Here is a 17958-nt window from a genome sequence, read left to right as displayed (position 1 = left end):
GGCCCCCCCTCGTGGCGGGGGGTCTTCTTCTCCCCGTTTTTTTTCTTTGTTGGCCGCTTGGGTCTTCGCCCCCCCCCCCCCCCCCCCCCGCGGCCCCCCCCCCCCCCCCCCCCGCCCCGGGTAGTGCTGAAATCAGGCGGTGAAGCGGAGCTTGCGGCGGCGGGCCATGAAGAAGAGGCCGACACCGGCGATCAGCAGGACCGCGGCGCCACCGGCGACGGAGCCGGCGGCCGCACCGGTCAGGGCGAGCTCGTCGTCGCAGCCGTCCGGGGCCTCGTACGCGATGGTCGCGGCCTCGTCCTCGTAACCCTCGGGGGTCGCGGTGACGGTCAGGCCCTCGGAGGCGTCGAAGTCGACGGTCTTGGTCTCGCCGGGGGCGGCGGTGACGGTCTGCGTGTCACCGGTGCTCGGGGCGAAGGTGACCGTGACGCTCTCGTCCCAGTCCGACGGCACCTCGACGCCGACGGTCAGGGTGTCGCAGGTGGTGTCGTAGACGAAGGTCGGCTCGGTGACCGGGGTCTCGTCGGTGGGGGTGGTCGTCGTCTGCGACGGCGTCGGCGAGGTGGAGACGCTCTCGCTCGGCGTGGCCGAGGTGGAGACCGACTCGCTCGGGGTCGCGGAGGTCGACTCGCTCGGCGTGGCCGAGGGGCTCTCCGACACGGTCTCCGACGGGGTCGGCGACGGGCTCCCGGACGGGGTGCCGGTGTCGCACTCCTTGGTCGGCTTGCTGACCTTGGTGTCGCCCTTGCTGCCGCCGAACTGCTTGTTCCCGCCCTGCTGCCAGGTGCCGGAGACGTTGATCTCGGCCCAGGACGCCGCGCCGGACAGGGTCTGCGTGACGGTGGCGCTCTGGTTCGCCGGGATCTCGTCGCCGACGGCGAGGCCGGTCACGCTCAGCGTGTACTCCGACGGGCGAGCGTCGATCCTGGTGACCGTGCCGCCGTAGCTCTCGCTGCTCTTGATCTCCCAGTTCACGACCCACGAGCCGTCCACCGGGTTGACGCAGGAGGTGGAACCGTGGGAACCACCCTGCGGCTGGACGACCACGTGACATGCGAGGGCGGGCATGGCGGAGGACACCACGCCGACGAGGCCGAGGGCCGTGCCGGCGACGACCGAGCCGGTCCGCCGGAGCGTGGAAAGAGACAGGTTCACGCCTACTCCTGTGTACGGGGGGATCACCGGAAAAGGGGGCGTGGAGAGACGGCGCACTGTCGCTGGTGGACTGAGCGAGGTGGGCGACGACGGCTCCCCACGTCATCGGCGGGATTCCATGGGATAACCCGCAACGCCGCCTGACAGTAGCTATTCCCGCCGATCAAAGAAACGTCTCAGCGCTACCTAAGGCTGTTGATATCATTCCGTGATCTTCCATCGACGTAACGGGACGGTCCCGTCGCGCGCAGTGCCTACGACGAGGGAAATGTTCACGCGCTCGTGGCTTGCGCACAGGAGTCAAGTAGCGTCGGACTCGATGACCAGGATTATCGCCGGTGTGCACGGCGGTCGGCGGCTCGCGGCGCCGGCCGGTGCGAACACCAGGCCCACATCGGACCGAGTCCGCGAAGCACTGTTCAGTTCCCTGGAAACGATGATCGACTTTTCGGGAGCGCGCTTCGTCGATCTCTATTCGGGTTCCGGCGCCATTGGACTGGAGGCGCTGTCCCGAGGGGCATCCCACGCACTCCTGGTCGAATCGGACGCCAAGGCGGCCCGGGTGATCCGGGACAACATCGTGGCCCTGAAGGTGGGCCCGGCCGCCCGTCTCGTCGCCGGGAAGGTGGCGCAGGTCCTCGCGACCCCGCCGGACGGTGGGCCGTACGACGTGGTCTTCGCCGACCCGCCGTATGCGATGAGTGGCGACGAGCTCCACGCGGTGCAACAGGATCTGCTGGCGAACGGCTGGCTGGCGCCGGGCGCGGTGGTGGCCGTCGAGCGGTCGAGCCGATCCGGGCGCCGGGACCCGATGAGCTGGTTGGACGGTCTGGAGGAGGACCGCACCCGGCGTTACGGCGAGACCACAATTTGGTACGGTCGCCGATCATGAGACGAGCGGTGTGTCCCGGCTCCTTCGACCCGGTCACGAACGGGCATCTCGACATCGTCGGCCGTGCCAGCCGGCTGTTCGACGAGGTCATCGTCGGAGTCCTGATCAACCAGTCGAAGTCGGGCCTCTTCACCATCGAGGAGCGGCTGGAGATGCTCGGCGAGGTGACCGCCGTGTACTCCAACGTCCGGGTGATGGCGTTCCACGGCCTGCTGGTCGACTTCTGCCGTGACCAGGGCGCGGCCGTCGTGATCAAGGGATTGCGCGCGGTGAGCGACTTCGACTACGAGTTGCAGATGGCGCAGATGAACATCGGGCTCTCCGGAGTGGAGACGCTGTTCATGCCGACGAACCCGCTCTATTCGTTCCTCTCGTCCAGCCTGGTCAAGGATGTGGTCAAGTGGGGCGGCGACGCCTCGGCCTACCTTCCGGACCTGGTACTCGACCGGCTGATGAACAGGCTGAAGCAGAACTGAGTGCCCCGGCGTGCCGGGGCCGGTGGTCGCGGTGACGCAGTAACGTGATCGGACCACGCTGCGTGGGCGCGAGGCGACAGGAGTGAGGAACCGGTGGATCCGCTCGACCGTATCGACGAGATCATCGAACTCGTCCAGGACGCGCGTTCCGTTCCGATGTCCCGGACGAACTTCATGTTCGACCGGGGCGAGATGATCGAGCGGATGGAAGAGCTGCGCGCGGAGCTCCCCTCCGAGCTGCGCAAGGCGGCCGCGGTGCTGGACGAGCGCGACCGGATCATCGAGGCCGGTCGCCGCGAGGCCGACCGGATCATCAGCGAGGGTGAGGCGGAACACTCCCGTCTCGTCTCGCTCAACGAGATCACCGTCTCCGCCGAGCACGAGGGCTCCCGGATCATCGCGGACGCCCGGAGCGAGGCACAGCGGCTGCGCGAGGAGGTCGACGACTACGTCGACACCGCGCTCGCCAACTTCGAGCAGTTCCTGACCAGGGCGCTGGCGTCGATCGAGCGGGGCCGTGACAAGATGCACGCCTTGCGCGAGATCGGCACGTTCCAGGGCGAGGACGCGGAGCGTCCGCTCCCGTTCTGAGAGCCCGATTCGACGACGTCGAACAAGCTCAGGTAATGTTTTTGGCTGGCCTACCCACGGCTGAGGATCATGATGCCCAAGTCACCGCAGAGTCACCTGGACCCCAGGCAGCCGCTGGTCGTCGACACGACGAAGCTTCCCCGGCAGCCTGGTGCGACGCGTGCCCTGAATCGGGTGGTGCCGGCGCCGGAGGACCTCGGCAATGAGATGATCTCGGTCCCCGAGGGGTCCGATGTCACGCTCGATCTGAGCCTGACGTCGGTTTCCGAAGGGGTGTACGTCAGCGGCACCGTGCGCGGCTCGCTCAAGGGCGAGTGCGGCCGGTGCCTCAACGAGATCGACAAGTCGTTCGAGGTGAGTCTCGGTGAGATGTTCGCGTACGCGGACAGCACCACCGAGGAGACCACCGACGAGGACGAGGTGGGCCGGATGCAGGGCGACCTGTTCGACCTGGAGCCGGCTCTGCGGGACGCGGTGGTGCTGACCCTGCCGACGACCCCGCTCTGCCGGCCGGACTGCCCAGGGCTGTGCCCCGACTGCGGGGTGCACTTCGACGATCTTCCGGCTGATCACAGCCACGAGGCCGCCGATCCCCGTTGGGCCGCTTTGCGCAATCTCACGAAACCCGAGGAGTAACCACCGTGGCCGTCCCCAAGCGCAAGATGTCGCGCAGCAACACCCGCTCGCGCCGGGCGAACTGGAAGGCGACCGCGGTCTCGACCGTGGCCTGCCCCCAGTGCAAGTCGCCGAAGCTGCCGCACACCGCCTGCTCGGTCTGCGGCACCTACAACGGCCGTCAGGTCCTCGAGGTCTGACGTCGCCGCGTGACGCGCCCGATCTTCGGGCGGATCGTACCTGCGCAATGGCGTTCCAGCGGTGCCACGGCTCCCCTCGGGGAGTCGGGCACCGCGCGGATCGCCGTCGACCTCCTCGGCGGGGACCACGCTCCCGCCGTCGTGGTTGACGGCGCTCTGCGCGCCTGCCACGCCGATCCGTCCCTGCACCTGACTCTCGTCGGCCCGGCTGAAGCCGCCGGCGCGGTGCTCGCCGCCCTGCACCCGGCCGAGCGCCACCGCATCACCTCCATTCCCGGCAGCACCGCCGCCCAGGCCGTCGCCGACGGGCACGCCGACGCCGCGGTCTCCGCGGGCGAGACCGGCGCCACCGTCGTCTCCGCGGCACGCAGCCTCGGCCGCTGGCCCGGCATCCGCCGTCCCGCCCTCGCCGCCGTGCTGCCCACCGTCGCCGGCAGCGTGATCCTGCTGGACGTCGGCTCCACCGTCGACCCGGACCCGGAGACCCTGGCGATCCACGCCCGGCTCGGTTCCGCGTACGCCACCGTCGTCCACGACGTCGCCGAACCCCGGGTCGGCCTGCTCACCATCGGTACCGAGCGCGGCAAGGGCGACCGCCTGCGCCGCGAGGCCCCGGCGCTGCTGGAACGACTCCCCCGCTACGCCGGCCTGATCGAGGGCGGCGACGTCGTGCTGGGTGAGGCCGCCGACGTCGTGGTCACCGACGGATTCACCGGGAACGTCCTGCTCAAGGCCCTGGAGGCGAGTTACGCCTGGCTCGGTACCCCGGACCAGGAGAGCACCCGCGCCGCCGTCCTGCTCGGTGTGCGGGGCACCGTCGTGGTCTGCCACGGCGCGGCCACCGGCACCGACCTCGCCGGGGGCATCGGCCTCGCCGCCGACCTGCACCGCCGCGGCGCCGTCCCGGCCATCGCCGCCATGCCGGTCATCCACGTTAACGACATGCTGACGCACAACGAGGTATCGCATGAGTGACAAGCGCCGCCGTCCCTCCACCGCTCCCCTGGAGGAGGCGTTCGGTGTCCCGTTCGGCCCGGAGATCCTGGAACGTGCGCTGACCCACCGGTCGTACGCGTACGAGAACGGCGGTCTTCCCACCAACGAACGCCTGGAGTTCCTCGGCGACTCGGTGCTCGGGGTGGTGATCACGTCCGCGCTGTACCACAACCACCCCGACCTGCCCGAGGGGCAGCTCGCCAAGCTGCGCGCCAGCGTGGTCAACATGCACGCGCTCGCCGACGTGGCCCGCACCCTCGGGCCGCTCGGGCTCGGCCCGCACCTGCTGCTCGGCAAGGGCGAGGAGACCACCGGCGGCCGGGACAAGGCGAGCATCCTCGCCGACACCCTGGAGGCGCTGCTCGGCGCGATCTACCTGGAGCACGGCCTGGAGATCGCCGGCGAGGTGATCCACCGGCTCTTCGACCCGCTGATGGCCGAGTCGGCCGGGCGCGGCGCCGCGCTGGACTGGAAGACCAGCCTCCAGGAGCTGACCGCCGCACTCGGTCTCGGCGTACCCGACTACGTTATCGAGGACTCCGGGCCCGACCACGCGAAGACGTTCACCGCTTGGGTGGTGGTCGCCGGCGAGCGGTACGGCGGCTCGGAGGGGCGCAGCAAGAAGCAGGCCGAGCAGCGGGCCGCCGCTGCCGCCTGGCGCACCCTGACCGAGCGGAACGAGGCCGATGACGATCACAAGCCCGAGTGAGACACCGGTAGCGCCGGTGGCGGAGGAGACCCTCTGGCAGAAGGCGGGCGGTGGCCGCGGTGTGGGCGCCGCGGTCGGGATCCTGGCGATCACCCGGGTCGTCCAGCTCTTCATGATCTGGTGGCTCGGCGGCCCCTCCACCCAGAGCGACAGCACCAGCGTCTTCGACCGGCTGCTGGTCTGGGACGGCGGCTGGTTCCTGCGGGTGGCGGTCAACGGGTATCCGCACGGGTACACGTACGAGAACGGTCAGCTGCAGGGGAACGAGCTGGCCTTCTTCCCGGTCTACCCGATGCTGATCCGGGCCGTCGCCGCTCTCGGGGTGGCGCCCTCGACCGCCGCGCTGATCGTCTCCTGGCTCGCCTCGATCGGCGCCGCGGTCGCGCTGCACCTGCTCGGCACGACGCTGCACGACCGGCGGGCCGGCTGGGCGCTGGTGGCGATCTGCTGCTCCGCGCCGGTCTCGGTGGTGCTCTCGATGGCGTACTCGGAGAGCATCTTCCTGGCTCTGGTCGCCGGGATGTTCGTCGCCGCGCACCGGAAGGCCTGGTGGACCGCCGGCGTGCTCGGCCTGTTCACCGCGCTGAGCAGGCCGACCGGCGCCGCCGCCGCGCTGGCCCTCGCGGTCGCCGCGCTGATGGCCCTCCGCGAGGAGCGCAACAAGATCAAGCCGATCGCCGCAGCGGTGCTGGCCCTCTCCGGGGTGCCGCTCTTCCTCGGCTGGGTGGCCCTGCGGGTCGGCGACCCGACCGCGTGGTTCCGGATCCAGTCCGCGGGCTGGGGCACCTCGTTCGACTACGGGCGCAGCACGGCGAGCTTCCTCAAGGAGACGTTCAGCAGCGCGGACGGCTGGATCCAGGTGAGCGTCGGGCTGATCCTGCTGGCCGCGCTCGCCGCCGCCGGGGTCGCGCTGACCCAGAAGCCGTGGCTGCCGCTCGCGGTCTACGGCGTGGTCGCGATGATCCTCGTCTACGGGCAGGCCGGCTTCTACCACTCCAAGCCGCGGCTGCTGCTGCCCGTACTGTTGACGCTGTTGCCGTCGGTCCACGCGGCCGCCCGCGCCCGCCCCCGCGTCGCGATCCTGGCGATCAGCGCGTGGGCCGTGTTCGGCCTCTGGTACGGCGCGTACATGATCACCATCTGGCCCTACACGCTGTAGAGGACCCCCCTTGCCTGAGCTTCCCGAGGTCGAGACCGTCCGCATGGGTCTCGCCAAGTGGGTCACCGGCCGGACGATCGCGTCGGTCGAGGTGCACCACCCCCGCGCGATCCGCCGCCACCTCCCCGGCGACGCGCACTTCGCCGCGGTGCTGGCCGGCCGTACGGTGCTGGACATCTCCCGTCGCGGCAAGTACCTCTGGCTGCCGCTCGACTCCGGTGACGCGATCATCGCGCACCTCGGGATGAGCGGTCAGCTCCTGATGCAGCCCGCCGCGGCCGCCGACGAGAAGCACCTGCGTGTCCGGTTCGCCTTCACCGACCAGGGGCCGCAGCTGCGCTTCGTCGACCAGCGCACGTTCGGCGGGCTCGCGGTCTCCGAGGGCGGCGCCGAACTGCCCGGCGAGATCGCGCACATCGCCCGCGACCCGATGGACCCGCTCTTCGACGACGAGGCGTTCTCGGCCCGGCTGCGCGGCCGGCGCACCGAGATCAAGCGCGCGCTGCTCGACCAGTCGCTGATCTCCGGGGTCGGCAACATCTACGCGGACGAGGCGCTGTGGCGGGCGAGGCTGCACGGCGCCCGGCAGACGGACCAGCTGACGAAACCGGCGGTCACCCGGCTGCTGGGGCACGTCCGGGAGGTCCTCGGCGAGGCGATCACGGCGGGCGGGACGAGCTTCGACGAGCTCTACGTCAACGTCAACGGCGAGTCGGGGTACTTCGACCGGTCGCTGAACGCGTACGGCCGCGAGGGCGAGCCGTGCCCCCGGTGCGGTGCCCCGATCCGCCGCGAGCAGTTCATGAACCGCTCGTCGTACTCGTGCCCGCGCTGCCAGCCCCGCCCCCGCCCGGCCCCCTGAGACCGTCTCCGCCCCGCCGGCCTGTTCGGGGTCGGCCGGGCGCGGGGCCGTGCACAGTGGGTGGTCAGTCGGCGCTGTGTGCGCCGCCGCCCGGGGCGTACGCCGGGGTCAGGTCCGGGCTCGCGTCGGTCGCCAGCCCGAATCCCGCCCCGCGCCGCCCCATCAGCCGGCGCGCGGCGGTGAGCAGCGGCGCCGGCACCCCGTAGACGAGGTGCCCGTCCCCGGGGCGGACGCCGTCGCCGTCCCAGCTCTGGTACGCCTCCCACGGCCCCTCGAAGGTGCAGATCCGGGCGCCGAGATCCCGGTAGAGCGGGTGCGTCGGCACGCCCGGGTTCAGCACGATCCGGTGCAGCCCGCGCCGGGCGGCGAGGCGGACGGTCAGCGCGACCGAGCCGACCCCGCCGGCGCCGGCCGGGGCACGGTCCAGGAACAGCCCCTCGACGCCGTCGGCGCGCCACGCGTCCACGTCGGCGAGGACGTCGGCGAGCGAGCGGCTGCCCCAGTCCAGGTCGATCCGGCCCAGGGCCTGGTGGAGGCTGCCGCGGTCGCCGGGCTGCTCCCGGATGATCCAGGTGTCGGCGTCCAGCTCCAGCCCGGGGGCGGGGTGGGCGTACGGCGGGAACAGGGTCTTCACGGGTTCCTCCGAAGAAGCGCGACGATGAGCAGACCGGCGACGTGGGTCGCGGCGAGGACGGCGACGGCGACCGGCAGGGGACCGGCGGCCGGTTGCGGGATCAGCGGCAGCGCCAGGGTGGCCAGGGGCGGCGCCGCCGAGAGGGCCGCCGCGATCCCGGCCCGGGACCGCGCGGCCAGCAGGAAGGTGACGGCGAAGACACCGCCGAGCAGGGTTCCGGCGGCCAGCGCCAGGACGGTGCCGTGCGCGCCGGGCCCGGGCGGGGTCCGGTACGCGGCGAGCGTGAGCGCCCCGCCCGCGACGAGCGGCGGGAGCAGCCCGGCCAGCGTGATCGTGGTGACGTTGCGGACGTGCCGCTCCAGCTCACCGGTGTTCTCCGCGGCGTCCAGCCCGGCGTCGATCCGGTTGGTGTGCCAGCCGATCAGCGCCTCCAGCAGCGGCACCGTGAGCAGCAGCGGCAGCACCGCGGGCGACGGCGTCACGGCCGGTCCGGCGTGCCAGAGCAGCGCCACGCAGATCGCCTGCGAGGCTCCGATGACCAGGTAGGCGAGGGTCCGCCGGCGTTCGGCCGGGGTCAGCCGCGGCATCCGGCGCGGCCGTCCCGGCAGCACCGCGGACTGGAAGGCCCGGATCAGCACCACGACGATCGCCGCCGGCAGCAGGGTCCCGACCGGCACGAGCGCGGCCCAGGCCACCCCGGAGTGCGCCGCCACGCCCACCGCCGCCAGCAGCCAGCAGGGGAGGTACCAGCGGATCACCGCCGTCTCGGAGCCGCTGACCAGCGCCGCCGTCACGGTCGCCAGGGTGGCCAGCCCGCCCGCGCCGACCGCCGCCGCGAGCATCCGATCGGGCCCGAGCAGCGCGGCCGGCGTCATCCAGACCAGGGCGGCCCAGAGCACGGTCACGATCGCGAAGCCGGTGCCGACCAGGCGTACCGCGGCGGCCGGTCCGGAACGCCGGGCCACGGTCACCCCGGCGCTGGTCAGGCCCTGTGCGGCCGCCCATCCGAGCAGCAGCGCCACCGCGGTCACCGGCCAGGCCACCCGTTCCAGCGCGCCCGCCCCGGCGACGGCCACGCTGAGCGGTCCGAGGTAGAGGGAGCAGCGCGCGACGACGCCCCGCCAGAAGGCCCGGCGCTTGCCGCGCTCGGCCACCTCCTCCTCGTCCTCCTCGAGCGACGGTAGCTGGAAGTCCCCGGTGTCCTCCCCGAAGACCAGCCCGATACCGACTTCTCGTGATTTTTCGCCTTCGTCCGTTTCGATGAGTGGGGCGACCGCGGCCGGCTCCTGATCAACTTCGGTCGGGACGGCGACCGGGATCTCCTCGATCACCGGCTCCGTCGCGGGCGCGCCGCGCCCACCACGGACCCACATCTCCTCCGCGGCGCGCCCGATCCGCTCACGCTCCGCGATCCGCCCGGCAGCCGCAGCCTGCGGCATGCGCCCACGTCGTCTGACGGCTCCGCGACTCACCTGCGCCACGTTTCTTTTGCGGTACGCCGTGACGCGCTCCCCGGCGCCGGAAAAGGCGGCGTCCCTCTCCGGCGGGTAGCCGCCACCGCGGTTCGGCCCGCGCCCCGCAAGCCCGGCGACGCGCAGCACCCGGGACCGTTCGTCCAGCCCCCGTGACGGCTCGTCGCCCCCGTCGTCGTCGTACCACCCGCCCGCCGGAATATCCTCCGGCTCTCCCGGCGCGTACGGCTCCGCCGGATAGGCCTCCTGCCGGTATCGCTCCGCCGGGTAGGACTCGTGTGGGTAGGGCTCCTGCCGGTAGGGCTCCTGTGGGTAGGGCTCTTGTGGGTAGGAGTCCTGCTGGGGTGGCTCCGGCCGGTAGTCGTCCTGTCGATCGAGCTCCGCCCAGTCCCGCCGCTCCGTGCCGTGCCAGCCCTCGGCGGCCCAGAGCGCCGGCTCCTCGGCGTACTCCTGGTACTCCGGCTCCCGGTACTCAGGCTCCTGGTACTCCGGCTCGACGATCGCGTGCCGCCCGGTCGGTTCCCGCAGCGGCGTCTCCACCGGCGGCCGGTCGAAGAGTTGCGTCTCCACGTTCCCCTGCCCGGCCCAGGCATCCCGGGAGTCCGCCCCCGCCGACTCCTCCGCCGCCGTGGCCAGGTACTCCGCCCAGGACGGCGGCGCGGTCGGCGGCTCCACCCGATCCTCGACCGCCGGCCGGGTGAAGAGCACGGGCTCCCCGGACGCGGGCACCGGCTCGTCCACCGGTGGCCGGGTCGGCATCAGGATCCCGCCGATCGGCGTGGGCACCACCGGCCGGGTGAAGACCAGCGTCTCGGATCCGGACGGCGCCGGCTCGGGCATGATGCGGTTCGGCCGGGTGAAGATGATCGTCTCGGTGGCCCCGGTCAGCGCGGCCCGGTTGACGACGATCGTCTCGGAGCTCCCCCCGGCCAGCTCATGATCAGGATCAGTCAGCGCCGCGTGCAGGCGTTCCCCGAGCCCGGCCCGGTCGTCCGGATCCGCGTGCCGCCCGGTCGCCTCCGCCGGCGAGTACCCGGAGACGGTGGGGTAGCCGGGGTCTGTGGGGTAGCCGGAGTCTGTGGAGTGGCCGGGGTCTGCGGGGTAGCCGGGGTCTGTGGGATGGCCGGGGTCTGTGGGGTGGCCGGGGTCTGCGGGCGACTGGGGAGCCGCGTGCCGGGGCTCGTCGGACGGGGCGGAGCGGCGGCGCCGGGAGCGTGCGGACCGGGCCGAGCCGCCGGAACCGCGGGGAGGAGTGATCGTCATTCAGTTCTCCGAAGTCAGCCAGCGGACGGTCGCCGGCGGTGAGGTCCGGGGCGCCGGGACGGCGAGCGCCAGTTCGAAGGAGGTCGCCGCGGGGGGCGCGGCCAGATCGGTGTAGAGGCCGTCGTAGACGCGGACCACCCGATCGGCGGTGAAGTGCTCGAGTGCGCGGCGGCGGGCGGCCTCGCCCAGGGACCGGCGGCGCTCCGCCGAGCGGAGCAGCGCGACCACGGCGATGGCCAGCTCGGACGGGTCGCCGGGCGGGACCACCACGCCGGTGTCGCCGAGAACCTCGGCCGCCGAGCCGACGTCCTGGCTGACCACCGGGCGGCCGGACATCATCGCCTCGACCACCCGCGACGGCGGGTCCGAGGGGCCGGGTACGTGGGCGACGACCTGCCCGACGGTGAAGCGCTCGCGCGAGTCGGCGGGGAGCGGGTGCAGCCGGATCGCGCGGCCCAGGCCGGTCGCCTCGATCTGGTCGGCGCAGTACTCCTCGTGCCGGGCGGTCACCCCGACCAGGTGCAGGACGGCGTCCGGCATGGCGGCCACCACCTCGGTGAACGCGTCCAGCATCGGGGTGAGGCCGCTGTCCGCTCCGCCGCTGCCGGCCCAGACCACGGTGGGCACCCGGCTCTCGGCGGCGCCGGGGAAGTCCTTCGGGTCCACCCCGGCCGGCACCGCGATCATGCGGGACGGGTCCGCGCCGTGCCGCAGCGCCCAGGCGTGGTGGTACTCGCTCAACGGTGCGATCAGCGCCGCCTCGGCGTACGCGGCCCGGGCCACCGCGGCCCGGAACCGGCGCAGCACCAGGCGGACCGCGGGGGAGAGCCGCTCCTCCGTGGGGTGGTGCCGGGTGATCGGCGTCCGCGCCTCGGTGACCAGCAGGGGAGTGCCGCCGCGCCAGTGCCCGCCGAGCGCGGCGAGCAGCGGGGTGGTCCCACCCACGCAGTGGATCAGGCCGGCCTCCGGTACGGGTACGGCCAGCGCCCGCATCGCGTACCGCAGCAGGGCCGCCGCGGTCCGTGCGTCGCGCACGCTGAGCCGGGGCAGCTGCGGCTCGCCCGGCTTCGTGCCGGCGCGGCGCTGCTTCCAGGCGGTCGCCAGCGCGTCGGAGAGAGGTATCCGGGTGAGCGGGCTGGGGCGGAGTACGGCCATCTGGGCGATCGAGCGGAGTCCCCCGGCGAACCGGGGGGTCGGCTCGTCGTCGAGCAGGCCGTGGCAGAGCAGGGCGGCGGCGTCGGCGGCGCCCTCGGGCTGCCGGGCACGGCGACGGTCGGGGCGGGCCGGGTCGTGCCCGAGGGCGACGGCGCGGGACGAGGCGACATGGAGCGGCAGCGGGTACGCCGGTGCGGACGGCAGCTCACGGTCAGTGACCGTGAGCAGCTCGAAGCGGAACCGGCGCAGCCCCTCGACGAGCGTCCGGCACCAACCTCCGAGGGCGTCCCGCCGATACGGGTACCCGCCGCCGGTCAGCAGACAGATGTGCTCGCTCGTCGGGGTCGGATTCACGCTGGGGGCAACGACGGAACCGCCCCGAGCCTCCGGGAGGTGTCAGCTAGGCGACAGAAATCGGCACCTTATGTACTAATTTGTCGCCCATGTTTGCCCGAATTTGCCCGAAAGGAGGGGGTGTGTGGAGCCGGGTTTTCGCGCCCGTGGGCCCGGCGGGGATCGAGTGCCGTACGGCCGGGCGATCGATCATGGTCCCGGTGCGTCACGGTCTCGTGATCGACAGTGGTCGACCGGCGCGGCGACAGCGGTTCGCGAAGATCAACAAAATGACTCATGACGGCCGGCGCAGTGTCTCATGAAGATCGACAAAGCATGGGAAAGAAGCATAAGGGCAGCTGAAGTGCCCCTGGTGGCGTGATTCACTGTCATCCGGCGCGCGTGGCGCCGCCCTCAGCTTGACGGAGATGGGGTATCGGCGGACTATGGAGTTGTCGCCAGTCGCGCCCACTCATGCCCCGGTTCCGTTGGTGGTTTGAGCATTAGCACCGAGAAACCCGTCACCAAGGCGGATTTCTGTGCTCACGCGTGTCCGTGAGTGCTCGGTGCTGCACTTCGCGCGTTCTGGGCGCACAGCCGTGCCGTTCTCCGGCCACGCTGAACACCGGCAGATAAACAAACACACGAGACGCATCGCGTCACAAGGAGTCACGATGGCGAAGGCCCTCTACGGCCACGTAGGTGCGGCGCCCGATCGGCGCCTGCTCGACGAGGTCACCCGGCTGCGGTCCAGGGTGCAGTCTTTGGAGTTCGAGATCACCCGTCTCCGGGCGGAGAATGATCGTCTTGCGGCGGCGGCTGCCGAGGCGGACGACATTCTGCGTCTGACGGAGCCGGCCCTGACCTGAGCTCCGCCCGATCGCCGGACGGTTCCGCGGGGGATTCCCCCGGCGCTCATCCCCTCGCACCACACGTACCGCCAGCACCACACAGCGACACATGCGGCAAGCAAGCGGCAAGCAAGCGGCAAGCAAGCGGCAAGCAAGCGGCAAGCAAGCGGCAAGCAAGCGGCAAAGAAGACACGCGGCGAAGAAAAAGCGCGCCTCCACGACTGTGGCGGCGCGCAGTTTTTTTGCCCGCTTCCCGTTCTGGCTGGTAGGAGCCGGTGGGCGCGTTACCATGCCGCACCTGCTCGGTGCGGGTAGCCTGCCTCCCAGCAGCCTATCGCCGACCCCCGGAGACCCGTGCACCTCAAGAGCCTGACGGTCAAGGGCTTCAAGTCCTTCGCCTCCGCCACCACGTTGCGGCTGGAGCCGGGCATCACCTGTGTGGTGGGGCCGAACGGTTCCGGCAAGTCCAACGTCGTCGACGCGATCGCCTGGGTGCTGGGCGAGCAGGGCGCCAAGGCGCTGCGCGGCGGCAAGATGGAGGATGTCATCTTCGCCGGTACGGCCGGCCGGGCGCCGCTGGGCCGCGCCGAGGTGACGCTGACCATCGACAACAACGACGGCGCGCTGCCGATCGACTACACCGAGGTCTCGATCACCCGCCGGATGTTCCGGGACGGCGCCAGCGAGTACGAGATCAACGGCAACGCGTGCCGGCTGCTCGACATCCAGGAGCTGCTCAGCGACTCCGGCATCGGCCGGGAGATGCACATCATCGTGGGCCAGGGCCGGCTCGACGCGATGCTGCACGCCAAGCCCGAGGACCGCCGCTCCTTCATCGAGGAGGCGGCCGGCGTACTCAAGCACCGCAAGCGCAAAGAGAAGGCGATCCGCAAGCTGGACGCCATGCAGGTCAACCTGAACCGGCTGACCGACCTCACCGCGGAGCTGCGGCGGCAGCTCAAGCCGCTCGGCAAGCAGGCCGAGGTGGCCCGGCGCGCGGCCGGCATCCAGGCCGACCTGCGCGACGCCCGGCTCCGGCTGCTCGCCGACGACCTCTACACGCTGCGCACCACCCTGGACCGGGAGATCGCCGACGAGTCCGCGATGCGCGAGCGGCGCGGGCAGGTCGAGGAGGAGAACCGCGAGGTCCAGCGGATGCTCGCCGACCTGGAGGCGGAGCACGCCGAGGACGCGCCGCTGCTGCAGGCCGCCCAGGACGCCTGGTACAAGCTCTCCACCCTCCAGGAGCGGTTCCGCTCCACCGAGCAGCTGGCCAGCGAGCGGATGCGCCACCTGGCCGCCACCCCGGACGACGAGCGGCCCGGCCGCGACCCGGAGATGCTGGAGGCCGAGGCCGAGAGCGTCCGGGAGCAGGAGGAGGAGCTGCGCGAGGCCCTCACCGAGGACCAGATGCGCCTGGCCGAGGCGGTCGAGTACCGCCAGGACCTGGAGCGCCAGCTGGCCGCGGCCGAGAGCGAGCTGCGCGCCGCCGCCAAGGCGATCGCCGATCGGCGGGAGGGCCTGGCCAAGCTCACCGGCAACGTGAACGCGGCCCGGGCCCGCACCACCTCCGCGGACGAGGAGATCGAGCGGCTCGCCACCGCGCACACCGACGCGCTGATGCGGGCCGAGGCAGCACAGGCCGAGGTCGACCTGGTCGCCGCCGAGTCCTCCGAGGCCGACCGGGACAACGCCGACCTGGACGCGCGGCACGACGAGGCGGTGGCCGCGCACGACCGGGCCGCCGCGGTGGTCCGCGAGCTCTCCGACGCCGAGCGGGCCGCCGAGAAGGACGCCGCCAGCTGGAAGGCCCGCGAGGAGGCGCTCGCCCTCGGCCTGAAGCGCAAGGACGGCGCCGGCGCGCTGCTCGCCAAGCACGAGCAGGTCCCCGGCCTGCTGGGCAGCCTGGCCTCGATGCTGACCGTCCGTTCCGGGCACGAGGTCGCGGTCGCGGCGGCGCTCGGCACGCTCGCCGACGCGGTCGCCCTGGCGAGCCTGGACGAGGCGGTCGAGGCGGTCCGTACGCTCAAGATCGCGGACGCCGGCCGCGCCGACCTGATCGTCGCGGGGGCCGCCGGACCCGGCATGCACGGCTCGCGGGACGCGCTCCGGCCGGACCTGCCCGCGGGCGCCACCTGGGCGCCGGACGTGGTCGAGTGCCCGGAGCAGATCCGCCCCGCCGTCGACCGGGCGCTGCGCGACGTGGCGCTCGTCCCGGACCTGGCGGCGGCCGCCACGCTGATCGCGACCAGCGCCGAGCTGCGCGCGGTGACCCCGGACGGCGACGTGCTGGGCACCTGGTCCGCGGCCGGCGGCTCGGCGAAGGCGACCAGCTACATCGAGGTGCAGGCCGCGGTCGACGAGGCGCGGGCGAACCGGACCGCGGCCGAGCAGACCATCGGCGAGCTCAAGGAGCAGCTGGGGGCGGCCCGGGCCGAGGTTGCCGAGCTCAAGCAGGTCGTGAACGTGGCAGCCCAGGAGAAGCGGGCCGCCGAGGGTGAGCGCAACGCGGCCGCCCGGCGCCTCGCCGAGCTGGGCGCGGCCGCCCGGTCGGCGAAGGCGGAGAGCGAGCGGCTCGGCGCCTCCCGGCAGAAGGCCGAGGCCGCCCGGGAGACCGACCTGATGCGCCTGGCCGAGCTGGAGGAGCGCCTCCGGCTGGCCGAGGACACCCCGATCGACGAGGAGCCCTCCACCGAGGAGCGCGACCGGCTCGGCGCGCTGGTGCCGCAGTCCCGGCAGAACGAGATGGAGGTCCGGCTCGCGGTGCGTACCGCCGAGGAGCGGGTCTCCTCGATCGCCGGGCGCGCCGACTCGCTGCTGCGCCAGGCGAACGCCGAGCGCCAGGCCCGCGAGCGCGCCGCCGCACGCCGGGCGGCCCGGGCCCGCGGTGCCGAGGTCGCCCGCGCGGTCGCCGCCGGCGCGGGCACCGCGCTGCGGCGGGTCGCGGTCTCGCTCGCCGACGCGGCGGAGACCCGGGACCGGATCGCCCAGGCCCGGACCAGCCGCGAGGCCGAGCTCCAGGAGGTACGCGCCACCGCCAAGCGCCTCGTCGCCGAGCTGGAGCGGCTCACCAGCGAGGTGCACCGGGACGAGATGGCCCGCGCCGAGCAGCGGATGCGCATCGAGCAGCTGGAGGCGAAGGCCGCCGAGGACTTCTCGCTCGACGTGGAGACGCTGATCGGCGAGTACGGCCCGGCCCAGCCGGTGCCGCCGACCCAGGCCGACGTCGCGCAGGCCGAGAAGGACGGCAAGCCGGTGCCCGAGCCGGTTCCGTTCCACCGGCCGGCCCAGGAGAAGCGGGCCGGCCGGGCGGAGCGCGACCTGGCGCTGCTCGGCAAGGTCAACCCGCTGGCCCTGGAGGAGTTCGCCGCGCTGGAGGAGCGCTTCAAGTTCCTCTCCGACCAGCTGGAGGACCTCAAGGCCACCCGCCGGGACCTGCTCACCGTGGTCAAGGACGTCGACGAGCGGATCCTGGAGGTCTTCACGTCGGCGTTCGAGGACACCGCCCGCGAGTTCCAGACCGTCTTCCAGGTGCTCTTCCCGGGCGGCGAGGGCCGGCTGGTGCTGACCGACCCGGAGGACATGCTGACCACCGGCGTCGAGGTCGAGGCGCGCCCGCCGGGCAAGAAGATCAAGCGGCTCTCGCTGCTCTCCGGCGGTGAGCGCTCGCTGACCGCGGTGGCCATGCTCTGCGCCATCTTCCGGGCCCGCCCCTCGCCCTTCTACATCATGGACGAGGTGGAGGCGGCCCTCGACGACGTCAACCTGGGCCGGTTGATTACCCTCTTCCAACAGCTACGGGAGAAGAGCCAGCTGCTCATCATCACGCACCAGAAGCGGACGATGGAGGTCGCGGACGCGCTCTACGGCGTCACCATGCGCGCCGGCGTCACGCAGGTGATCAGCCAGCGATTGAACCGCGAAGAGGAGTAGGACGACACATGCGCGACCGCGCCCGGGCCCTGATGATCGACCTGGACGGTGTGCTGCGCCGCTGGGATCCGGCCCCGATGATCGCCGTCGAGGTGAAGTACGCGCTCAAGCCCGCCGCGCTGCTGGAGACGTCGATGAGCTGGGACGTCTACCAGCCCGCGATGGCCGGCGAGATCAGCGACGCCGAGTGGATGGGCCTGGTCGCCGACCGGCTGCCGCTGGAGAAGGCCGAGGCGGACGCCGCGGTGGCCGAGTGGCAGTCCTACCGGGGCGAGGTCGACCCGGTGGTGCTGGACTTCGTCCGCGAGGTGCGCGCCGGCGGCCGGAAGGTCGCGCTCGCCACCAACGCGACCGACCGGCTCCGCCCGGATCTGGCGGCGCTGGGGCTGCTCGACGAGGTCGACCTGGTGCTCAGCTCCTGGGAGATGAAGGTGCACAAGCCGGCGCCGGAGTACTTCCAGCAGGCCTGCCAGGCCGTCGGCGAGCTGCCCAAGCACGTGCTCTTCGTGGACGACGACGACCGGGTGGTCCGGGGCGCGCGCTCGGCCGGGCTCTCCGGGTACCGCTGGGCAGGGCCGGAGCACCTCCCGTACCTGCGCAAGGTTCTCGATCTCCCGGATTGATGCCGCATCGATCGCGATGACCGGGTTTCATCGGCGAAC

General features: G+C 72.4%; 16 protein-coding genes. 12 read left to right on the top strand and 4 right to left on the bottom strand.

Annotation, left to right across the window (positions count from 1 at the left end; all coding sequences use genetic code 11):
- Positions 1 to 132: 132 nt before the first annotated feature.
- On the bottom strand, positions 133 to 1155 hold the full coding sequence (locus tag AB0M08_RS28400; protein ID WP_364499443.1) for a hypothetical protein: 1023 nt from the start codon (positions 1153 to 1155) through the stop codon (positions 133 to 135).
- Between the two features lie 319 nt (positions 1156 to 1474).
- On the opposite strand from AB0M08_RS28400, the gene rsmD reads away from it, so the two are divergent.
- From rsmD to mutM, 9 genes are all read left to right on the top strand, one after another.
- Complete coding sequence (gene rsmD / locus AB0M08_RS28395) at positions 1475 to 2047, top strand: 16S rRNA (guanine(966)-N(2))-methyltransferase RsmD (protein WP_364499440.1); 573 nt, start codon at positions 1475 to 1477, stop codon at positions 2045 to 2047.
- On the top strand, positions 2044 to 2523 hold the full coding sequence (coaD, locus tag AB0M08_RS28390) for a pantetheine-phosphate adenylyltransferase (RefSeq protein ID WP_364499437.1): 480 nt from the start codon (positions 2044 to 2046) through the stop codon (positions 2521 to 2523). The genes rsmD and coaD overlap by 4 nt, the downstream gene beginning before the upstream one ends.
- 93 nt (positions 2524 to 2616) lie before the next feature.
- Positions 2617 to 3114, top strand: coding sequence for a hypothetical protein (locus tag AB0M08_RS28385; RefSeq protein ID WP_364499434.1), 498 nt, complete (start codon positions 2617 to 2619; stop codon positions 3112 to 3114).
- A gap of 72 nt (positions 3115 to 3186) precedes the next feature.
- On the top strand, positions 3187 to 3750 hold the full coding sequence (locus AB0M08_RS28380) for a DUF177 domain-containing protein (RefSeq protein ID WP_364499463.1): 564 nt from the start codon (positions 3187 to 3189) through the stop codon (positions 3748 to 3750).
- Positions 3751 to 3755: 5 nt separating this feature from the next.
- Complete coding sequence (gene rpmF, locus AB0M08_RS28375) at positions 3756 to 3929, top strand: 50S ribosomal protein L32 (RefSeq protein WP_014694262.1); 174 nt, start codon at positions 3756 to 3758, stop codon at positions 3927 to 3929.
- Positions 3930 to 4028: 99 nt separating this feature from the next.
- Positions 4029 to 4904 (top strand): phosphate acyltransferase PlsX, encoded by an 876-nt coding sequence (locus tag AB0M08_RS28370; protein WP_364499460.1) that lies wholly within the window; start codon positions 4029 to 4031, stop codon positions 4902 to 4904.
- Positions 4897 to 5634: a ribonuclease III gene (gene rnc, locus AB0M08_RS28365; RefSeq protein WP_364499432.1), complete on the top strand. Its 738-nt coding sequence runs from the start codon at positions 4897 to 4899 to the stop codon at positions 5632 to 5634. The genes AB0M08_RS28370 and rnc overlap by 8 nt, the downstream gene beginning before the upstream one ends.
- A complete protein-coding gene (locus tag AB0M08_RS28360) occupies positions 5612 to 6793 on the top strand; it encodes a mannosyltransferase family protein (protein WP_364499429.1) in 1182 nt (393 codons plus the stop codon). Before rnc ends, AB0M08_RS28360 begins: the two co-directional genes overlap by 23 nt.
- Positions 6794 to 6803: 10 nt before the next feature.
- Positions 6804 to 7655, top strand: coding sequence for a bifunctional DNA-formamidopyrimidine glycosylase/DNA-(apurinic or apyrimidinic site) lyase (gene mutM, locus AB0M08_RS28355; RefSeq protein ID WP_364499427.1), 852 nt, complete (start codon positions 6804 to 6806; stop codon positions 7653 to 7655).
- A gap of 64 nt (positions 7656 to 7719) precedes the next feature.
- Here mutM and AB0M08_RS28350 read toward each other — a convergent pair whose 3' ends face one another.
- The 3 genes from AB0M08_RS28350 to AB0M08_RS28340 are packed head-to-tail and all read right to left on the bottom strand — an operon-like array spanning position 7720 to position 12533.
- On the bottom strand, positions 7720 to 8289 hold the full coding sequence (locus AB0M08_RS28350) for a spherulation-specific family 4 protein (protein ID WP_364499425.1): 570 nt from the start codon (positions 8287 to 8289) through the stop codon (positions 7720 to 7722).
- Positions 8286 to 11024, bottom strand: a complete 2739-nt coding sequence (locus tag AB0M08_RS28345; protein ID WP_364499423.1) for a hypothetical protein — start codon at positions 11022 to 11024, stop codon at positions 8286 to 8288. The genes AB0M08_RS28350 and AB0M08_RS28345 overlap by 4 nt, the downstream gene beginning before the upstream one ends.
- On the bottom strand, positions 11025 to 12533 hold the full coding sequence (locus tag AB0M08_RS28340) for a DUF3492 domain-containing protein (RefSeq protein ID WP_364499420.1): 1509 nt from the start codon (positions 12531 to 12533) through the stop codon (positions 11025 to 11027).
- Between the two features lie 653 nt (positions 12534 to 13186).
- Here AB0M08_RS28340 and AB0M08_RS28335 point away from each other — a divergent pair.
- From AB0M08_RS28335 to AB0M08_RS28325, 3 genes are all read left to right on the top strand, one after another.
- Positions 13187 to 13381 (top strand): hypothetical protein, encoded by a 195-nt coding sequence (locus tag AB0M08_RS28335; RefSeq protein ID WP_014694254.1) that lies wholly within the window; start codon positions 13187 to 13189, stop codon positions 13379 to 13381.
- 336 nt (positions 13382 to 13717) lie between these two features.
- Positions 13718 to 17296: a chromosome segregation protein SMC gene (gene smc / locus AB0M08_RS28330; RefSeq protein WP_364499416.1), complete on the top strand. Its 3579-nt coding sequence runs from the start codon at positions 13718 to 13720 to the stop codon at positions 17294 to 17296.
- A gap of 8 nt (positions 17297 to 17304) precedes the next feature.
- Positions 17305 to 17919 carry an HAD-IA family hydrolase gene (locus tag AB0M08_RS28325; RefSeq protein WP_364499414.1) on the top strand — a complete coding sequence of 205 codons (615 nt, stop codon included), beginning with the start codon at positions 17305 to 17307 and terminating at the stop codon, positions 17917 to 17919.
- Positions 17920 to 17958: the final 39 nt, after the last annotated feature.

The organism is Actinoplanes sp. NPDC051851 (genome assembly GCF_040681165.1).
In the GTDB taxonomy this organism is placed as follows: Bacteria; Actinomycetota; Actinomycetes; order Mycobacteriales; family Micromonosporaceae; genus Actinoplanes.
Note: the sequence above shows the minus strand (reverse complement) of the source record. Positions and strands in the feature narration are given on the sequence as shown.

Bases quoted from the DNA above. Each gene is read 5' to 3' on its own strand.
- rsmD (WP_364499440.1), top strand. From the start codon at position 1,475: ATGACCAGGATTATCGCCGGTGTGCACGGCGGTCGGCGGCTCGCGGCG.
- coaD (WP_364499437.1), top strand. From the start codon at position 2,044: ATGAGACGAGCGGTGTGTCCCGGCTCCTTCGACCCGGTCACGAACGGG.
- AB0M08_RS28380 (WP_364499463.1), top strand. From the start codon at position 3,187: ATGCCCAAGTCACCGCAGAGTCACCTGGACCCCAGGCAGCCGCTGGTC.
- rnc (WP_364499432.1), top strand. From the start codon at position 4,897: ATGAGTGACAAGCGCCGCCGTCCCTCCACCGCTCCCCTGGAGGAGGCG.
- AB0M08_RS28360 (WP_364499429.1), top strand. From the start codon at position 5,612: ATGACGATCACAAGCCCGAGTGAGACACCGGTAGCGCCGGTGGCGGAG.
- AB0M08_RS28345 (WP_364499423.1), bottom strand. From the start codon at position 11,024: ATGACGATCACTCCTCCCCGCGGTTCCGGCGGCTCGGCCCGGTCCGCA.
- AB0M08_RS28335 (WP_014694254.1), top strand. From the start codon at position 13,187: ATGGCGAAGGCCCTCTACGGCCACGTAGGTGCGGCGCCCGATCGGCGC.
- AB0M08_RS28325 (WP_364499414.1), top strand. From the start codon at position 17,305: ATGCGCGACCGCGCCCGGGCCCTGATGATCGACCTGGACGGTGTGCTG.